At 34.1% G+C, this 19,946-nt stretch carries 18 protein-coding genes; 4 read left to right on the top strand and 14 right to left on the bottom strand.

Going from position 1 to position 19,946, the window contains the following annotated elements:
- Window positions 1-92 precede the first annotated feature (92 nt).
- The 4 genes from guaA to AC1RPY_RS01410 all read right to left on the bottom strand — a co-directional run bounded on the left by guaA (window position 93) and on the right by AC1RPY_RS01410 (window position 5,273).
- On the bottom strand, window positions 93-1,634 hold the full coding sequence (guaA, locus tag AC1RPY_RS01425) for a glutamine-hydrolyzing GMP synthase (RefSeq protein WP_481761138.1): 1,542 nt from the start codon (window positions 1,632-1,634) through the stop codon (window positions 93-95).
- A gap of 133 nt (window positions 1,635-1,767) precedes the next feature.
- Window positions 1,768-2,688, bottom strand: coding sequence for a type I pantothenate kinase (coaA, locus tag AC1RPY_RS01420; RefSeq protein ID WP_481760911.1), 921 nt, complete (start codon window positions 2,686-2,688; stop codon window positions 1,768-1,770).
- Between the two features lie 62 nt (window positions 2,689-2,750).
- On the bottom strand, window positions 2,751-5,042 hold the full coding sequence (helD, locus tag AC1RPY_RS01415) for an RNA polymerase recycling motor HelD (protein WP_481760912.1): 2,292 nt from the start codon (window positions 5,040-5,042) through the stop codon (window positions 2,751-2,753).
- A gap of 87 nt (window positions 5,043-5,129) precedes the next feature.
- A complete protein-coding gene (locus AC1RPY_RS01410) occupies window positions 5,130-5,273 on the bottom strand; it encodes a hypothetical protein (protein ID WP_481760913.1) in 144 nt (47 codons plus the stop codon).
- A gap of 178 nt (window positions 5,274-5,451) precedes the next feature.
- Between AC1RPY_RS01410 and AC1RPY_RS01405 the strand changes: the two genes are divergently transcribed.
- Entirely contained in the window at window positions 5,452-6,111 is a 660-nt protein-coding gene (locus tag AC1RPY_RS01405) for a VTT domain-containing protein (RefSeq protein ID WP_481760914.1), read from the top strand.
- A 71-nt stretch (window positions 6,112-6,182) separates the two neighbouring features.
- A complete protein-coding gene (locus tag AC1RPY_RS01400; protein ID WP_481760915.1) occupies window positions 6,183-6,845 on the top strand; it encodes a histidine phosphatase family protein in 663 nt (220 codons plus the stop codon).
- Between the two features lie 46 nt (window positions 6,846-6,891).
- Here AC1RPY_RS01400 and AC1RPY_RS01395 read toward each other — a convergent pair whose 3' ends face one another.
- Window positions 6,892-7,623, bottom strand: a complete 732-nt coding sequence (locus AC1RPY_RS01395) for a deoxynucleoside kinase (RefSeq protein ID WP_481760916.1) — start codon at window positions 7,621-7,623, stop codon at window positions 6,892-6,894.
- Between the two features lie 283 nt (window positions 7,624-7,906).
- On the opposite strand from AC1RPY_RS01395, the gene AC1RPY_RS01390 reads away from it, so the two are divergent.
- A complete protein-coding gene (locus tag AC1RPY_RS01390) occupies window positions 7,907-8,575 on the top strand; it encodes a histidine phosphatase family protein (protein WP_481762398.1) in 669 nt (222 codons plus the stop codon).
- A 50-nt stretch (window positions 8,576-8,625) separates the two neighbouring features.
- Here AC1RPY_RS01390 and AC1RPY_RS01385 read toward each other — a convergent pair whose 3' ends face one another.
- Together AC1RPY_RS01385 and AC1RPY_RS01380 are read right to left on the bottom strand one after the other, a co-directional pair.
- Window positions 8,626-10,425 carry an ABC transporter permease gene (locus AC1RPY_RS01385; protein WP_481760918.1) on the bottom strand — a complete coding sequence of 600 codons (1,800 nt, stop codon included), beginning with the start codon at window positions 10,423-10,425 and terminating at the stop codon, window positions 8,626-8,628.
- A gap of 22 nt (window positions 10,426-10,447) precedes the next feature.
- Window positions 10,448-11,203: an ABC transporter ATP-binding protein gene (locus AC1RPY_RS01380; protein ID WP_481760919.1), complete on the bottom strand. Its 756-nt coding sequence runs from the start codon at window positions 11,201-11,203 to the stop codon at window positions 10,448-10,450.
- A 223-nt stretch (window positions 11,204-11,426) separates the two neighbouring features.
- Between AC1RPY_RS01380 and AC1RPY_RS01375 the strand changes: the two genes are divergently transcribed.
- Window positions 11,427-12,869, top strand: a complete 1,443-nt coding sequence (locus AC1RPY_RS01375) for an APC family permease (RefSeq protein WP_481760920.1) — start codon at window positions 11,427-11,429, stop codon at window positions 12,867-12,869.
- 52 nt (window positions 12,870-12,921) lie between these two features.
- Here the strand turns inward: AC1RPY_RS01375 and AC1RPY_RS01370 are convergent, their stop codons facing one another.
- The 7 genes from AC1RPY_RS01370 to AC1RPY_RS01340 form a co-directional block, all read right to left on the bottom strand.
- Window positions 12,922-13,272 (bottom strand): hypothetical protein, encoded by a 351-nt coding sequence (locus tag AC1RPY_RS01370; RefSeq protein ID WP_481760921.1) that lies wholly within the window; start codon window positions 13,270-13,272, stop codon window positions 12,922-12,924.
- 219 nt (window positions 13,273-13,491) lie between these two features.
- The gene (locus AC1RPY_RS01365) at window positions 13,492-13,851 is read right to left on the bottom strand and encodes a hypothetical protein (protein ID WP_481760922.1); all 360 of its coding nucleotides are present in this window, start codon (window positions 13,849-13,851) and stop codon (window positions 13,492-13,494) included.
- Between the two features lie 267 nt (window positions 13,852-14,118).
- A complete protein-coding gene (locus AC1RPY_RS01360; protein WP_481760923.1) occupies window positions 14,119-15,078 on the bottom strand; it encodes an ABC transporter ATP-binding protein in 960 nt (319 codons plus the stop codon).
- A gap of 19 nt (window positions 15,079-15,097) precedes the next feature.
- Window positions 15,098-16,165 (bottom strand): ABC transporter ATP-binding protein, encoded by a 1,068-nt coding sequence (locus AC1RPY_RS01355; protein ID WP_481760924.1) that lies wholly within the window; start codon window positions 16,163-16,165, stop codon window positions 15,098-15,100.
- Window positions 16,166-16,175: 10 nt separating this feature from the next.
- On the bottom strand, window positions 16,176-17,201 hold the full coding sequence (gene opp3C / locus AC1RPY_RS01350) for an oligopeptide ABC transporter permease (RefSeq protein WP_481760925.1): 1,026 nt from the start codon (window positions 17,199-17,201) through the stop codon (window positions 16,176-16,178).
- Between the two features lie 2 nt (window positions 17,202-17,203).
- Window positions 17,204-18,133, bottom strand: a complete 930-nt coding sequence (gene opp3b, locus AC1RPY_RS01345) for an oligopeptide ABC transporter permease (RefSeq protein ID WP_409021660.1) — start codon at window positions 18,131-18,133, stop codon at window positions 17,204-17,206.
- Between the two features lie 99 nt (window positions 18,134-18,232).
- Window positions 18,233-19,876 (bottom strand): peptide ABC transporter substrate-binding protein, encoded by a 1,644-nt coding sequence (locus AC1RPY_RS01340; protein WP_481760926.1) that lies wholly within the window; start codon window positions 19,874-19,876, stop codon window positions 18,233-18,235.
- Between the last annotated feature and the right edge of the window lie 70 nt (window positions 19,877-19,946).

Below are 19,946 nucleotides of genomic sequence, written 5' to 3'. Positions count from 1 at the left end.
TTTTTTTGGCGGAGTTGGCGGAGTTTGAGCTGCCTTGAGCAAATCCAAAATGCCTCTGTATCACTCTTTCTAGCTCAAATTGGCCTACATCGCTATTCCCATTCGATTGTTGAAGGCGGCTTGCTCGTAATATCATACACGATGCGGTTAACATGTGCGACTTCGTTTACAATACGGACTGAGATTTTTTGTAAGACATCCCAAGGGATTCTAGCAAAATCAGCAGTCATACCATCAATTGAAGTAACACCACGGATACCAACTGTGTAGTCATAAGTACGTCCATCGCCCATCACACCAACACTTCTAATGCCCGGTAAGACAGTAAAGTATTGCCAGATTTCACGATCAAGACCAGCATTTTTAATTTCTTCACGTAAAATTAAATCACTATCTCTAACGATTGTTAATTTTTCTTCAGTAATTTCACCAAGAACACGAATTCCAAGACCAGGGCCTGGGAATGGTTGACGCCATACTAATTCTTCACTCATACCCATTTTTTCGCCAAGTTCACGAACTTCATCTTTGAATAATGTTCGCAATGGTTCGATTAAGCTAAATTGCATATCATCAGGAAGGCCACCAACATTATGATGAGATTTAATTGTTTGGGCAGTATCTGTCCCAGATTCAATCACATCAGTGTAAAGTGTTCCTTGAGCCAAGAAGTCAATTCCTTTTAACTTAGTAGCTTCATCATCAAAGACACGGATGAATTCATTACCAATTGTTTTACGTTTCGTTTCAGGATCAGAAATTCCTTCTAATTTACCTAAGAAACGTTCTTGAGCATCAACTTTAATGATATTCAAGCCAAATTTACCGCCAAGCATTTCCATAACTTGATCAGCTTCATTTTTACGAAGTAAACCATGATCAACGAAAATACTTGTTAGTTGGTTACCAATTGCTTTGTGCAATAAAACACCAACAACTGAAGAATCAACCCCACCTGATAAACCAAGAAGGACTTTTTTATCACCAACAGTTTCGCGGATTTTAGCAATTTGTAAATCAATAAAATCAGCCATTGACCAGTTACTTTCAGCTTCACAAACATCAAATGCGAAACGACGTAAAATGTCATCCCCAAATTCAGTGTTGCGAACTTCAGTATGGAATTGAAGGCCATAGAATTTCTTATCAAGATTTTGCATTGCAGAAATAGGACAGTTAACAGAAGTTGCAACTGATGTAAAACCATCAGGAACTTCTGTTACTAAGTCACCATGACTCATCCAAACTGTTTGTTCAGCTGGTAATCCTTTGAATAAAGTTCCTTCTGGATTAGTAACCTCAATTTCAGCCTTACCATATTCTTTGTTATCTGCACTTTCAACTTTACCACCTGGCATTGTATATGCCATTAGTTGCATACCGTAACAGATACCTAAGATAGGAATACCTAATTCAAAGATTTCAGGATCTACTCTGAGTGCATCTTCATCATAAACACTATTTGGGCCACCAGAAAAAATGATACCTTTAGGGGCAATCTCTTTTATTTCGGCTGCACTAATCTTGTGTGATAACAATTCAGAATAAATTCCGAATTCACGTACACGACGAGTAATTAATTGATTATATTGACTACCAAAATCAAGAACGATAATTTTGTCGAAATCTTGCATGCTAACGTTGGCCAAAAATAGTCACCTCTTCATATTTTTTAGTTTCTTATTACGTCTATTCTACTGATTGAAACCCACTTGGTCAATCGTTTGATTTAATTTTCATGAAAATCTGTGAAAATATCTCTATTTTCTAATATTTGCGTAAATAAACGGTATTAATTCGATGCTCATCTGTCTTCTCTAAAATAAGATCAGCACGATTTCTGGTTGGTAAAATGAACTCTTGTAAGTTCTTTAAATTCACGGTTTTCCAGACATTACGTGCCAACTTAAATGCTTCATCGTGGTTACCAATCGCATAATCATAATAGTAATTTCCAGGTTTCTGAAAAGAGGTGTTCAAAAGAACACCAAAACGTTCCAAATACCATTTTTCAATTAAGTCAGCATCAGCATCAACATAAATTGAATAATCAAAGAAATCACTAACATACAATTGTTGGTTACTTGGTAATTGTAAAACATTAATCCCTTCAACAATCAAAATATCTGGTTGATTAATTGTTTGTACCATTCCAGGTACAATATCATAACTATCATGTGAATATACTGGTGCTTCAGTTTTCAGACCACTTTTCACGTCGTTTAAAAATAGAATTAGTTTTTCCATGTCATAACTTTCTGGAAAACCTTTACGGTCCAAGATATTCTGGTGAATTAGTGTTTCATTAGGATATAAAAAGCCATCCGTTGTAATTGCTTGAACCTTTTTTGTTGGGTATAACGCTGTGAGTAATAATTGCAACAAACGTGCCGTTGTACTTTTACCCACTGCAACACTACCCGTAATTCCAATCACAAAAGGCCATTTTTGATCTTTAATTCCTAGAAAATCTGCTTTTTTTGATTGCAAATCTTGCTTACCCAACAATGTCATATTTAATAAATGAACCAATGGCATGTAAATTTCCTGCACATCTTGAACTGATATCTTATCATTAACAGATTGAATTTCATTCAATTTTTGTTGTGACAAATCAATCTGTTTCGTTTTATAAAAGCCACGCCATTCATCCCTTGGAATTTTATAATAATTCATTTGTTTATCCATTTTAACAATCCTCTAATAAAAATGACCTATCAGTTTCCGCAATAGGTCATTTCTTCCATAGCTTATTTTAAACTATATAAACTTTTTGAAACATGGTCAAATAATGGTGATAATTCTTTTTCAGCATAAACAGTTAGTCGATGCATTGCTCTTGAACAAATCGTATAAACTAATTGACGCTCGTCTTCTTCATGATAGTTAATCTTTGAAGCGCCCCACATAACAACCGCATCAAATTCCAAACCTTTAGCTAGGAAAGCTGGCACAATAATCGTTCCATCGGCCAAACGTTGATTTTCCGTTTTAATCAATGTAACTGGCACGCCCTCGGCTTGTAATTGTTCATACAATTCTGTACATTCAGCTAATGATTTAGCGATGATTGCCGTTGTTAGATGATCATCCACATTTTGTTGTACTTGTTTTTCTAAATCGTGAACTAATTTATCAGAATTATTATCCACAGTCATTGTGGGTAAGTCACCTTGTCGGTTAAATGACGTCACTGATTCACCATTTATCAACACTTCTTTTGTGAAATCTGTGATTTGTTGTGTTGAACGATATGATTTCGTCAATTGCACGACTTTGGTTTTATCAGCTGGGAATAAATGTCCCAATTCTGATAGTAAACTCTTACTATTTTCTTTTGTGAAAATAGCCTGGTTTAAATCACCAAGCAGTGTAAACTTAGCTCTTGGGAACCCTTCCTTCAAGAAAGCTAATTGAAATGCCGTGTAGTCTTGAATTTCATCAATAAAGACGTAACGGACATCTGTTTCACCATGCTTACCCGTCATACGATCAAATAAGTATAAGTATGGCGTAACGTCATGCATCGATATTTGACGATTTTTTAAACGTGACACAACTTCAGCCACATCTGCTTGCCATTCTTCTACAGTAACATTATAGTCACTCAAATTAAGATACTTAGGCACATTGTGTAAAAAGTTCACATATTGTGAACTGATATTTAAGAATCGATTGCGCACAATTGCTCTGTGCACACTTGTAAATTGGCGCATAACTAAAGTACGCGTTAAGAAACGCATTTCTTTATCACCGCTTGCAAATTCGCGGTCTTGGTCTCCATACAAATCATTCAATTGTTCTTTAGACATATCTTGAATTGCTTTTTCAACCCATTCTAACTTAGCCTCAGCTTCAATTCGACGATTCAATAATTTAACTAATGATTCACGTGTTGCTTCTAATCTTGTCCGTAAATGATAATTTTCATTATATTTATAGTAGATACCTTTTATTTTATCTTTTGAAATAAAGACTTCATTATTGAATTTAATATCTCTGAACTTCATGTCTGCTTGTTCCAAATGTTCTGAATAAGCAGTTGAGGCATTAAAGAATGCCAAACTATTTTTCAGAACTTGAATACGTTTTTTAGCAGGCGCATTGTCTTCTTCAAAGCGTTCTTGTAACGTTTCAACTTGCATATTTGGTAAACGTCTTGATGCATATTGGAAATAAGTCATTTGAACCATATTTTGTTCACCAAGTTCTGGCAACACTTGATCAATATAATCATTAAATAATTGATTAGGTGAGAATAAAACAACTTGACTAGCTGTTAAATTACCGCGGTAACGGTACAGCAAGTAAGCCACACGTTGTAATACAGCTGAGGTTTTACCCGAACCAGCTGCACCTTGAACAAATAATAATTCAGCTTTTACATCTCGAATAATTTGATTTTGTTCCTTCTGAATCGTCGTTACGATACTCTTCATCTTTGTATCAGCAGAATCATTCAAGACGTCTAATAACATCTGATCACCAACAGCTTCATCAGTATCAAATATCGTTTCAATTTGGCCATCTTCAATTACGAATTGACGTTTCAATGAAACATCTACTGTTTGATCACCATCAGGAGTTTGGTAAGTGACATCACCTAGTCCGCCATCGTAATAAACACTCGATATGGGTGCACGCCAATCATAAACCATAAAGTGTTCAGGTCGATCAGCAAAAGAGCCCAAGCCAATATAGATTGTTTCTTTTTTATTAGTTCCTTCTTGAATGTTTAAACGTGCAAAATAAGGTTTCTTTTCTAATTTCTTTAAAATGTCTAAACGAGAAGTTGCGTTTTTCCAACTCGTTTCACGTTCAGCTAATAACTGTTGTTGCTGACGAACAGACATTGCTGTATCAATCATTCCAGTGTATGTTGTCGTATTGATATGAACATCACTTGTAAATTCGCCATTAATCGATCGTGCTTCACTTTCAGCGTACTTTATTTCATTTTGACGTTTAACTTCAGCATCTTTTATTTTAACAATAACATCATCAAGATGTGCTTGTTCTTCGATTTTAATTTCATCAGCCATTTCTCAATACCCCACTTTACATGATTTTATTAGGCCTAATAGTGTATCATTTTTTTATAATCAACTCAAATAGGCAACTAATTGAACTTATTTCTTATTTGGTAGGAATTGGTCAACTACGATTCCAACAGCTAATCCAATTAATGTTGCGACAGCAATTTTACTTATCACAATCCCAATAATTAGACCAATTAAAGTTGTCATTCCTGCAATTAAAGTGTGTCTAGTCATATTGACCTCCAAAAATTTAATATATCTAGTATACCAGTATCGAAACCTGTTTAACACTGGTGACCTCTTATAGTGAGACAAATCTTAATAAAAGCTAAATATCAGTTAAAATAATAGCCTTTTTTTTAATTTCAGTTTAATATAATGAGTAAGACTAAAACGATTGGAGGGCCTGACAATGTTCGAACAAGCTTGGTTTTTCTTCACCCATTTCGAAAATTATTTAGGACCTCTTTTCCAGACTTTAGGTAACTGGAGTTACTTAATTCTTTTTGTACTTATCTTTGCCGAAACAGGTCTTGTTGTTTTTCCTTTTCTACCTGGTGAGTCGCTACTCTTTTTCACTAGTTCCATTGCCGCCTACTCAACAGATACCATTGATATTCGGGTATTAGTCCCAATATTCTTTTTTGCCGCACTCTCTGGAGATGCCGTGAATTTTGAAATTGGTCGACATTTAAATAAATTACCTTTCTTTAAAAAAAGAATCCCCCCTGAAAAGATGGAAATCGCCAAAAGTTTTTTCAAAAAACATGGTGCAAAAACAGTCGTATTTGGACGCTTTATCCCATTAATTAGAACTTTTGTGCCACTTATTTCTGGTACTATTCAAATGAATTACAGACATTTTAGTATTTTCAACTTAATTGGCGTCTCACTTTGGGTAGCCATTGGAAGTGGCGTCGGTTACTACTTCGGCGCAATTCCATTTGTTAAGGATCATTTTTCTATTATTTTCCTTTCAATTGCCGGGATAGCATTACTTCCAGTGGTCTTAGCTGGGTTAGTACAACTTACGAAATTTTTACTTAGAAAAAAACTTGATGCTAAATTCTAGGATAAGCTTTTTAGAATAATCGTTTTCTTTAGCGTATAATGGGGCTATCACATAAACTTCAGGAGGTTCTCATGCCATTTACAGTCTATCTCGTTCGCCATGGTCAAACCATTTTCAATAAATATAATCGGATGCAAGGTTGGTCCGATTCACCACTTACAGAAAAAGGCATTAACGACGGCCACACTACTGGAAAAAAATTATCACAAATTCAGTTTGCTAATGCATACAGTAGTGATACAACCCGCGCAAATCGTACAGCTAACTACATTTTATCTGAAAATGAAAACTCTTCAGATTTAATTGTTACAACATCTGAGTTTCTTAGAGAGCAAGGCTATGGTTACTATGAAGGTGCCGATTCTTCTCAAGCTTGGTTTGTTGTTGGTAAGCCACATGGCGCTGCTAATTTCACTGAGATTTTGCAAAAATTTTCAATTGAAGAGGCACGTGACTTCTTCAAAGAAATCGATCCTTTCCATGATGCTGAAGACGATGCCGATTTTTGGGCACGTCGTAATAAAGGTTTTGATTTATTGCGTAAAGATGCTAAAGATGGCGATAACGTTTTAGTTGTCAGTCATGGGACAACAATCAGAAGTATCGTTTCTCATTTTGCACCCGAAATTGATATTACAATGAGCCCTAAAAACGGTAGTGTAACTAAGTTAATCGTTGATGACAATTCAGTTAAAGTTGAATATTTCAATCATCACGATGATGATAAAATCTAAATAAAAAAGGAGTAACCAATTTTTAAAATTGGTTACTCCTTTTAGTTTAAATTGATTTACGTTGTGTCTTGTAATCGATAACTTCTTTTTCAGATAAATTACCTAATTCTTGTAATTTATCTTCAATAATATTTAAAACAATATTACGATCAGCTTCATTTTCAACAAAATCGTATTTATCGCCATCAATAACTAAAAATTCAGAAACGTCATATTCTTTTTCCCAATCTTCATAATAGCGAAGTAATGTTTTATAGTATTCAACCAATGAGTGGTCAGTTTCAATTTGTTCATAATCACGGCCACGTTTTTGAATACGATTAACCATTGTTTCATAAGAAACTTTAATCATAACCATCAAATCGGGTGATTTTTTATGTGCAGCATAAGGTAACTCTTCAAGCATATTTTCTAATAAATCTTGATAGATGTTATATTCAACAGTTGTGGCATTACCCATTTCTGTATTCATCTTCATAAAAATAGCATCTTCATAAATTGAACGATCAAGAACATTATTATCTTCTTGCATTGCTGCTTTAATCATTCTGAAACGACGATTCAAAAAGAAAGTTTGTAATAAGTAAGCGTAGGGATTTGTTGCTTCCTTATCCCCTGCTTCACGTTTTTTTGCAGCGATTTCGTTACCTTTGTAAAATAAAGGTAATACCGGGTTATCTGTAACAGGTTCGTAAAAAGCCTCTACCCCAAGTTCTTCAGATAAAATTTTTGTCATACTAGATTTTCCTGAACCAATAATACCAGCCAACGTAATCAAAATAATAAACACTCCTTCTTGAATAGTTAATACAATTTATGCAGTTAAAACAATTAGATTTAGACTTGTAATTAATATCTCATTCGGTATCATCTTACTAGTAGTCATAAATAATCTCATATTTTAATTCTCCGTTTATTTAGTATACATTGGATTAAATAAAATAAAAGTCTTTTCTTTTTCTAAAATTAATGCATTAAGTGAGACTATTCATCAAAAACCAGACAGCTCTAAGTACCTTTTTTATTTACAAATTAAATATTTATTTATGAAAGGATTTCATATGTCATTTACCGTTTATATGGTTCGTCATGGCCAAACTTTTTTTAACTCTTTCCAGAGAATGCAAGGCTGGTGTGACTCTCCACTTACAGATAAGGGAATCAACGATGCCACCCATTCAGGAAAACTTTTACGCGATAAATCATTTAATGCCATTTATCGAAGTGACACAATGCGTACAAAAAAAACACTAAGCCATATTTTAAGTGAAACGAATGTTGAAGAAAATGCACAGTTAACACCAATTGAAACAGCACTTTTTAGAGAAGAATATTATGGCTCATTTGAAGGCCAAGATACTGCAGCTGTTATGCAAACAGTTGGTACACCTTTTAATTGTCAAACCTTCAATGATATTCTTGAAAAATATTCCATCGAAGACTCACGTGATTTCATAAAAAGTGCTGACCCTTTTAATTTAGCTGAAAATGACCAAGAATTTTGGAATCGCTATGATCATGCTTTTGATTTTTTACGCACTAACCAAAATAATAATGACAACGTTCTATTAGTTGGTCACGGGACAGCAATTAGAAGTATCGTTTCACGATACGCACCTAATATTGATATATCATCTAGTCCTAAAAATGGTAGCGTCACTAAATTAATCGTTCATCACGATACAATTGAAGTTAGCTATTATGGTAATTTTGGCGAACAACCCATCTAAATAAAGAGAGGTGAATACTCAGTTTTAAAAACTGAATATTCACCTCTTTTTTATTTTTTTAATACCATCCCTTTATATAAGGTAACTGTTACCCAATAATATCCCAAATAGAGAACTGCAAAAATAATAAATGGAATCGTTATATGTGAATATGGATCTGGAATTAATTCCTTGAACATTTGTAGTCCGAATAAAACGTGGATTACACCGACAATTCCAGGTAAGAAGAATAAGATGCCAATTTCGCGCCTAATTGATTTTTTCATTAGTCGTTGCTTAGCGCCTAATTGGTTCAATAAATCATATCGTTTTTTATCCGTTGCCGCACTAGACAATATTTTAAACATAAGAACACTTGCTAACATTGCCAACATCGCAACGCCTAAGAAGAATCCAATGAATTCTAATCCGCCATAAATGCCGTTAGCCAACTGATATACGACATACTTATTCATAAAATAAGATGAATTATCTAACTGATTTTTAGGTATTTCTTCGCTCAATGCTTTTAAGATTTCTTTATTATCTTTAAATGATGCTAACCTAACAGTATGGATACGTTGTGTCTTCGCCGAAACAGCTGAAAATGATGCGTCAGAGACAAGTACTGGATTTAACATATCAGGGGATTCCAATGTAGTTCTAACAGCATTTCCCCATAGATTATCCTCATTTTTAGCTGTCATTTTGGCAGGGTCAACTTTAATAAATTTACCGGTAGCCGTTCCCGTTTCCGTGAAATCAAGCGTGTACAATGGTGATTTCACAAAGTCAGATTTTTTAAAATAACGGACAGAACCAACTTTTTTTGCTTCATAAATGGACTCTTTTTTATCAGTCAATTGACTAAGTAATTTTTTCTCTTTTGTTGATGGATTTTGGACAACAACATCATATGGGGAAGTAGAAGTAGCTGTTTGATCAACCACACCAGAGAATCCCATCCCAACAGTTATTGCGCCTAATGCTAGTGCAAATAACATCGCAACCATTGTTAGAACCCGATTTAATGAACCTAATCGAAAGCTAAGTTGCCCTAATAAAAAGGTATTTAATTGCTTTTCAGAAAATCCCTTATTACGTTTTAATAATTGAACCAATCCACTAAATAATGAATTGAAAATTAAAAATGTCCCAATCAAAATTGTTACGACTGACCCAATAAATCCAGCCATTTGAAACAGTGCTAAATGACTTAATAAATAATAGCCACTTGCAATTAAACCTAATCCTAAGATACTTTGAATTAAGATATTATAAGATTTTAGCTTTTTACCTTGTGGTTGTTCTGCTTCATTTAATAATTTTAAGATAGGCGTTCTTAACAAGCTTTGTCGATTAAATATAGCAGCAATCATGAAAAGAATAACGAAGAAAAGCATTGTTATTAGGATTGCTGGGAAATAAAAAGCTTGAAAAGAATGCGGTGCAAGATCCATTTTATCTACTAAAAATTGGCTAACGCCATATGTCAGTCCAATACCAACTAAAATACCAACAGCTGTTGCAATTAAGCCAATAATTAAAGTTTCAGTGAAAATTAAGCGCCCAATCTTACGCTTTTTAGCGCCTAGCATCATGAACATCCCATAATCTCTTTGACGCATGCTCATTAAAAATGTATTCGCATAGATAATATAAAACAGTGTAATAATTGCAAGTAGTACAGAACCTACTTGGAAAATCATTGCTGCAAATTTTATCGTCGCATTTTGTTTAATAAATTCTTGATTAGTTGCTAATGCTTCAAACATGTAAAAGATTGCTGAAGCCATAATGAGTCCTGATAACAAGATTAGATAATCTTTAAAGCGACTCTTAATTCCAGTTAAGGATAATTTTAATAACATATTGTTTCCTCCCTTCTTAAAATTATTGTTCACTCTTAGCTAGTTCATTTAAAATTTCTTGATAAAACTCTGTTCGCGTATTCGTTCCTTGAATCAATTCTCGACCAATCTTACCATCTTTAATAAAGAGAATTCGTTGACAGTAACTCGCACTAACAGCGTCATGAGTCACCATCAAAATTGATACTTGATCATTTTTATTTAAACTTTCCATCGTTGATAGGAGTGACTTTGCACTTTTAGAATCCAAAGCACCTGTTGGTTCATCTGCTAATAAGATTGCAGGATTATGGACTAAAGCACGAGCTGCTGCAACTCGTTGCTTTTGGCCACCAGATAATTCAGTTGGAAATTGTCCAAGAACACTATCTATCCCCAGTGTTTTCGTTAATTTATCAATACGTTCTTGATATTTAGAAATAGACGCATTCTGTAATGATAGTGGCAATGTTATATTTTCAGCTGCCGTTAAGTTATCTAGCAGGTTAAAACTTTGGAAAATAAAGCCAATTTGTTGTGCTCTAAAATCTGATAGTTTATCGCCACGCATCATTGAGATATCCTGATTATTAATCTCAATTTGTCCTGAAGTCGGCTGGTCTAGTGTTGATAATAAGTTAAGTAATGTTGATTTACCTGATCCTGATGCCCCCATGATACCAATAAATTCACCCTGTTCGACAGAAAAATTAATCCCTTTTAAGGCTTCCGTTTTCTTCTCTTTATTCTTACCGTAGACTTTTTTAACATCTTTTGCGCTTACAACTATTTCTTTCATTTTATTAGTCCTCCATTTATATTTATCATTTTACTATATGTGTACTATTATACATAGTACACATTAAATAGCAATTTTTATTATCGTTAATTCTTAACTTAATTCTCATTAAAACGATTACATTTTATATTAATTTAATTTTTCATGGAAATTAATTAGTCAGTTCACTATACTTATAAATTGTTAGTTTAATTTACATAGTTATTTATCACGGGAGGTACTTATGGAAAACGAGAAAAAAACATTTATATCGTGGCCAGTTTTGGCATTAATGTCATTCGTAACAGTTATTGGCTTCGACGATATCGTCTATAACTTTCAAAATCAAGGTATGGGCGTTATTACATCTTGGATCATTTTATTGCTATTATATGTAATTCCCTATTCTTTAATGGTAGGACAATTAGGTTCCGTCTTTAATTCAGAAGGTGGCGGTTTAAGTTCATGGGTTCGCGGAACTCGTGGCGAAAAACTAGGTTACTTTACGGCATGGACTTATTGGGCTGCTTCGATTCCTTACGTTGTTGATACCGCTAATTCAGTCGTTGTTGGCTTTGGTTGGTTATTTAACGGAAGTAATGCACTCGAAGATAGTTTATCAACAGCTATGTTCGCGTTAATAACATTAGTAATCTTCGTTGGTTTCATTTTTGTTCAACGTTTCTTCAAAGGTTCATTAGAATTTTTAGGTCTTATTGGTGGTGGTACCATGTTCATCCTCACAATTTTATATGTTGTAATGGCATTTGGCTCATTATTAACACCTTCAGGTCGTATTGCAACAACAAATATGAGCTGGCACACACTAATTCCTAAATTTGATTTACATTATTTCACAACAATTGGTTTATTAATTTATGCGATTAATGGTGCAGAATTAATTGCGCCATTTGTCACAAAAATGAAAAAACCTAAAAAAGATTTCCCTAAAGCCATGATTATGTTAACCGTTATGACAATCTTCTTAACAGTTTTCGGCTCATTCGCACTTGGGATTTTCTTCAATGCCCATAACATTCCTAATGATTTTAAAATGAATGGTTCGTACTACGCATTCCTTCGTTTAGGAGATCAATTTCATATGGGTAGTTGGTTAATGTATGCCTTCGCTATTACTCAAATTGTGTACATGTGTGCTCTTCTAGCTGTTCTTCTTGACGCTATGACTCGCATGCTTATCTCTGACACAGGCGCTCGTTATATGCCTAAGAAATTACTTAAAGTTAACAAAGATGGTTTACCAATTAATGGGTACATTTTAACTTGTACTTTAAGTGCCTTCATTCTCTTCTTGGGTGTCTTCTTGCCAGATATGAATACAATCTTTAATTGGTTACTGAACTTGAATGGAATTATTTCACCAGGTGTCACTTGTTGGATTTTCTTCGCCTTCATGCAGATCCGTAAAAATAGTGCTAAATATCCATCAGAATATGTCTTCATTAAAAATGACAAATTAGCTTACGCTGTTGGTTTATGGTGCTTAGTTGTTACTGTTTTGGCAACAGTCTTTGGGATTATTCCTCAAGATGTCGAGATGGGTAGCTCACTATTCTACTACCAGTTAGCCATCAATATTATTAGTGTCGTTGTTCTTATCGGTCTTGGATTCATTATGCCAATGATTGCTGAACGTGAACGTAAAAGAGATGGTATTAAAGATTAAATTCAAAAACGCTATGACTACTTAATTAAAAGTAGTCATAGCGTTTTTGAATTTAATCTTTTATTATTATGCCATCTACACCTATTGACTCACAAATCGTTAAAAACCTCACATCTTCTAGATTTTCAAAATGAACGTGATAGTATTTAAACCACTCACGATATTCTTTATAGGTTGTTATAATTTGATTGGCCTCATTTTTATCATTTTTTAAATCATTGAATAGCGCTCTACGATCCTCATTAAATCCATAAAATGCTGTGTAAGTCGCAATACTTTCAAGAAACACATCAGAAATAATTTCCCAACTCATTTGATTCTCCGGAATATTTCTTTCCTCTAATAATAGCCTCACATCATACGGTAATGCGTTTACATTTTTTATTCCTTCACCTAAACTCATTCGATTACCCCCCGATAATTGCAATTAATATACCACACCCTTCTCATCGATAACAAGCACTTGGCTTGTTATCTATTTTAATTTTTTCTGCGTCTTATAAAAACAAAAAAAGCTTAACAATATTGTTAAGCTTGCCGTATATTTTAAGTTCGCATTTTAAGTTAAATTAATTTTATATTCTAACTTTTTTTTACTTAATTTCTTGTATGATAGCATTTCTTAATTATTACTTGCATATGCTTGTTGACCATCATACCATTCACAGACAGTTAGAAATCTTAATTTCGAAAAACAATTAACATTAGCCTGATATTTTTCGAACCAATTACGATAATACCGATATTGCTTAATTAACTGCGCGGCCTCTTCTGGATTTTGTTTCAATTCATCAAATAGCTGCTTTCTATCATCGTTAAATCCATAGAATTCAGTAAAATTAATTGTACTTTTAATAAATAAATCGAATAATACGGCTAAATCATTATCTTTTTCGCAGAGACGCCCCTCTTGAAAAAGTAATTGTACATCATACGGTAATTCTTTGTACGCTTCATTATATACTTCTGTATCATCTATCATGTTGGGTGCTCCCATTCTCCCCACCATATAAAACCCTTTGTTCCACATAACGTTTTAGTTGAACCTTTTATTCATTCCCAAATCAAAAAATAGTTATGTCGTTACCTAATTCTAATACATCTAGTATACATTATTTTATGCATAATTACCTAAAATTTTTATACTTCCTTTAATATATTTAAGATACTCATACAATTAATAGTTTACACCCTTTTTAAAATCAAAAAAGACCTTTTCAAAAATTCTTGAAAAGATCTTTCTGATTTATTATTCAGCTTCTTCTGCCAAAGTATTGGCAGCTCGTTCCTTATACATAGGGATTTCATCTTCACTTGCTAAAACAAAATGTTCTGGCGAAATTTCAACCATTCGACGTTTTTTACCATCTGCCTCAACTGACGAATCGTATGGTACTGGAATGCGATTACGTTCAAATTCAGGGTCAGGAACAGGAACGGCCGAGATTAAACTGGCTGTATAATCGTGTAAAGGATGTGTATATATTTCGTCTGCAGGAGCTATTTCTAATAACTTACCATAATGCATCACACCAATTCGATCACTGATATATTTAACCATTGATAAATCATGTGCAATAAACAAATATGTTAAGTTATGTTCAATTTGTAATTCCTTCAACAAATTAACAACCTGCGCTTGAATTGAAACATCTAATGCAGAAATAGGTTCATCTGCGATGATAAACTTAGGTTCTACAGCTAAAGCACGAGCAATACCAATACGTTGGCGTTGGCCACCTGAAAATTCATGGGGGTAGCGGCTAGAATGATCTTTATTCAATCCAACTGTTTCTAATAATTCTTCAACACGTTTCGCACGTGCTTCATCATTGGCAGCTAAATGGTGAATATCTATTCCTTCTGCCACAATATCTTTAACTTTCATTCGTGGATTTAGTGATGCATATGGATCTTGAAAAATCATTTGCATGTCACGGCGAAATTGTAATTTATCTTTTTTAGACTTAATTTTACGAATATCAACACCATCAAAATCAATTTTACCATCAGTTGGTTCATATAAATTGATGATACTACGACCTGTTGTTGTTTTACCAGACCCTGACTCGCCCACCAAGCCAAATGTCTCGCCTTCATAAATATCAAATGAAATATCATCGATAGCTTTCACTTCGTCTGGTTTGCCGACATTAAAATATTGTTTTAAATGACGGACTTTTAAAATTTTATTTTTCTTTTGTTCCACTATGTTCAGCTCCCCTTCCTTAGTTTTCTACCAAATTTTGATTCGCTTTAATTTTTGTTTCTTGTTGTTTTGCAAAAATTTTATACCGTCTTTGAATTTCAACTGGCGGCGTTACTTTAGGTGCATCTGGATGCAACAACCATGTAGCTGCTGCATGTGTTGGTGAAACATCGAAGAATGGTGGTTGTTGTTCTGTATCAATCTTCATAGCGTACTCATTCCGAGCGGCAAATGCATCCCCTTTTGGTGGATCCAATAAATCAGGAGGTGTACCTGGAATTGCGTACAGATGTTCACTATCAAGTGTTGGCATTGAATTCAATAAGCCCCAAGTATATGGATGTTGTGGGTTATAAAAGACCTCATCGACTGTCCCATATTCAACAATCCGACCTGCATACATAACCGCTACACGATTAGCCATACCAGCAACAACCCCTAGATCATGGGTAATGAAAATAATTGATGTTTCAATTTTTGCTTGTAATTCTTTCATTAATTCCAAAATCTGTGCTTGGATGGTTACATCTAAAGCTGTTGTTGGTTCATCAGCAATTAAAATTTCTGGATAACAAACTAATGAAATCGCAATAACAATTCGTTGGCGTTGACCACCAGAAAATTGATGTGGATAGTCCTTAAAGCGTTTTTTAGCATCTGTAATCCCAACTAACTTCAAAATTTCCAAGGCTTGCGCCATTGCTTTTTCTTTTTTTACATGTTTATGCTTCATTAATGGTTCAGCAATTTGTCTACCAATTCTCATAGTAGGATCTAAAGAAGTCATTGGGTCTTGGAAAATCATTGCGATATCTTTACCACGAATGTTTTCCATTTGTTTTTCTGATTTTTTAAGTAAATCTTCACCATGAAAAAGAATTTCTCCACCCATAACTTCTGCATTATTAGCTAATAATCCCATTAAACTTTTTGTTGTAACGGATTTACCGGAACCTGATTCACCAACGATTGCTAAAGTTTCACCTTTAGCCAGATGAAAACTAACATCACGTATGGCTTTAACATCTCCAGCATACGTATGAAAATTAATTTCTAGATTGTTAACTTCTAAAATATTTTCTGCCATTTTTCAACACCTACTCTTTCGTTTTTGGATCAAAGGCATCACGGAGTCCATCACCTAATAAGTTGAAGGCAACCATGATAATACATAAAACAATTGCTGGATACCACATTTGGTATGGTAAAAACTGGAAATTCTTTTGACCATCATTCAATAATGACCCAAGTGAAGCTTGAGGAGCACTAATCCCAATTCCGATGAAACTTAAGAAAGCTTCGAAGAAAATAGCACTAGGAATTGTAAACATTGTTTGAATAATAATCACACTCGATAAGTTAGGTAGTAAATGTTTCACTGCAATTTTTACGGGTGACTCGCCTAAAGTTCGAGCTGCAAGAATATATTCTTGATCTTTTAATTTCAACGTTTGTGCCCGAACTAATCGAGCCATCGTTGTCCAACCAGTCACTGCAATTGCTAAAATAATTGATGTTAAACCTGGTTTGAAAACCAATAACATTAAAACAATAACGACCAAGTTAGGTACCGATGAAATAATTTCGATGATTCGCTGCATGAATGTATCAACACGTCCGCCACGCCAACCGGACAAGATTCCATAAGCAACACCGACTCCTAAATCGACTAATGCAGCAACTAGTGCCACGATTAAGGAAATCTTAGTTCCATACATAATTCTTGATAACAAATCACGTCCAAAAACATCCGTTCCTAAAATAAAGTATTTATCTTTTGGAATACTATTTTGTTCATAAGCATCATACCAGCTACCTGATGATGTTTTTAACTTTCCATTTAATCCATCTATTGGTACACCAGGAATTTTAGGTGGTAAATTTGTATACTCAACATTTTGTTCTGTTGCACTATGTGGTGCTAAAATGGGGGATCCAAATGCCAAAATAAAAATTGCAACCAGGACCCAAAGTGAGATAAAAGCCCCTTTATTTTTCTTCAACCGACGCCAAGCATCCTGAACGAAAGTCAACGACGGTGCAGCAATTTTTTCATTATCAATAGCGTTATTTTTATCTAACGGTTCAAATGCATCTACTGGTAGGTCAATTTTATCTGCCATCGTTAATTTCTCCTTCCAGTTAATCGAATTCTTGGGTCAATAATACCGTAAATGATATCTGTTAATAAGATAACAACTACTAGTCCAGCTGAATAAAGCATTGTAACACCCATGATTGTGGGGAAATCATTTGTCAAAATTGATTTTACGAATTGTTCACCAATTCCAGGAATTGAGAATATATTTTCAACAACCATTGAACCAGTCATTAATGCAACCGTATAAGGGCCGATTAATGTTACTAAAGGAATTAAACTATTACGTAAAGCATGGTGGAATACAACGCCAAACTTTGTTAATCCTTTAGCCTTAGCCAGTTCAATGTAATCACTGCTTAGGACATCCACCATCTCGGTTCGAATGAACCTGGCCGTCTCCGCCAGTGGGCCAACCCCTAAAGCAATTGTCGGTAGAATCGTGTAACTGAATCCGCCCCAATCAGCAATTGGTAACCAGCCTAACTTTAATCCTACGTAATACTGTAATAAAACAGCTAAGACGAAAGAAGGAATTGAGATACCTAAGATTGATAAAATTGTTGAAGAAGTATCAATCCAAGTATTTTTGTTAATCGCACCAATGGCACCAATCACAATTCCAATAACTATTCCGAAGATGATAGCTTGTAATCCAAGTTGTCCGGATGGTCCAATACGGCTTGAAATTAGGTATGACACAGGTTGATTACTGTATTGGAATGACGTTCCTAAATCACCCTTAACTAATCCCACTAAGTAAATGAGATATTGTTGCCATACGGGTTTATTCAATCCATATTGTTCATTCATAATCTGTAATTGCTCAGTTGTCATTTTTTGCTGATTCGCATAAGGTGATCCAGGCATTAACTTCATTAAAAAGAAGGTAATGGTTGCGACTAAAAACAACGTCAGTAGCATATAAAAAATTCGTTTAACTAGGTATTTACCCATAATTCTGACCCTCACTTTTGCTTTATTATGTAATTAAAACAAGTCAGAATTAGCCGTGGTAGCTAACTCTCACTTGTTAAATTTTAACACGTTAATTAATTATTTAGTAACATAAGCATCTTTGAAATTGTAATTGATACCAGCTCCATTGTAGATAACACCTTTAACTGTTGATCTTAATAATTGAGCTTGAGCCATTTGGTAAAGAGGTGCAATTCCTTGATCTTTCATCAAGATTTTTTCAGCCTTAACTAAATCATCCCAACGTTTATCTGCATTACTTGCATCTGTTGTTTTTGAAGCTTTAATCAATGCATCATATTCACTATTTTTCCATTTACCTGCATTTTGTGAATTATCTGAAGTAAATAAATCTAAGAATGAGATTGGGTCTGAGAAATCAGCACCCCATGCTGTAACAACAATATCGAAATCACCACTAGTTGATTTTGCTAAACGTGATTTGAATGGGATATTTGTTAATGTTACATCCGCACCATCTAAGTTATCTTCAATCGCATTTTGTAAAAATTCATTTGTTTTCTTAGCTTTATCAGTATCATCACTTAGAAGTGAGAAACTAGCTTTTGTAACACCAACTTCTTTTAATCCTGCTTTCCATAATTCTTTTGCTTTTGCAATGTCTGTATTTGCAGTTGATTTAACGGTTGATTCTTTTGCAAAATCTTCGCCTGTTTTAGGATTTGAAGCAAGACCTGATGATACTAAACCTGTCGCAACAGTTGAGCCATCCCCTAAAATTTTATCAACAAATTGTTTTCTGTTGATAACTAATGAAATAGCTTGACGAATCTTTTGGTTATTAAATAATTTATTCTTTTGATTGTATTGTAAGTAGAACGTTGATGCTTGTTTACGTGTGATATAGTCTTTATCTGTTTTCAATGTTTTAGCTTGTTCAGCAGATAAATTCGTCATATCTAATTTTTGACTTTGGTATAAATTATAGCTTGTTGTATTATCTTTAGAAACTTGGAAATTCATTTGTGTTAGCTTAACTGCTTTTTTATCCCAATAAGTGTCATTTTTCTTTAGGTCCCAAGTTAAGTTAGTTCCTGTCCAATCATTTAATGTAAATGGACCATTGTAAACCATGTATTTGCTTTGTGTGCCATATTTAGAACCATACTTTTCAACAACTTTTTGATTTTGTGGATAGAACGTTGGGAAGCCCATCAATAATTTGAAATATGGTACTTTTTTATCAAGTGTTACAACTAATGTATGTTTGTCAGTTGCTTTGATTCCCAATGTTGATGGCGCCATCTTACCCGCGCTGATTGCATCATAATTTTTAATCCCTGAGAAGAGGTAACCATATTGTGAAGCTGTCTTAGGATTAACGGTCCGTTGCCATGAATAAACAAAATCTTTAGCCGTTACATCGTCTCCGTTGCTCCATTTTGAATCACGAAGTTTAAATGTATAAGTCATGCCATCTTTTGAAACGGTTGTTTTAGTTGCAAGTGCATTTGACACTTTACTGTTCTTACCAATTCTGTATAAACCTTCATTAGTATTGTTCAACATGTTAAAGCTAACTGTATCCGTTGCTGTCGATAAATCCATCGATGGTAATTCAGCTGTTTCAGACCAATTAATAACCTGTTTATCAGCGAGTTCTTTACTATCTGAAGATGAAGATTTAGATCCACACGCTGCCAAGACAATGACAGACAATGCTAGCACACCACTTAATTTCAAAACTGACTTTAACTTCATAATATGACCTCTCCTTTTTTATTTACCTTTTCTTAACGTAGGTTTATCTTACATTAGAAAAAGATTAAAA

This window comes from Dellaglioa sp. CoH-56-MRSF-12 (assembly GCF_056782075.1).
The sequence above is the reverse complement of the archived record's forward strand: the minus strand, read 5'-3'. Positions and strand labels throughout refer to the sequence as shown.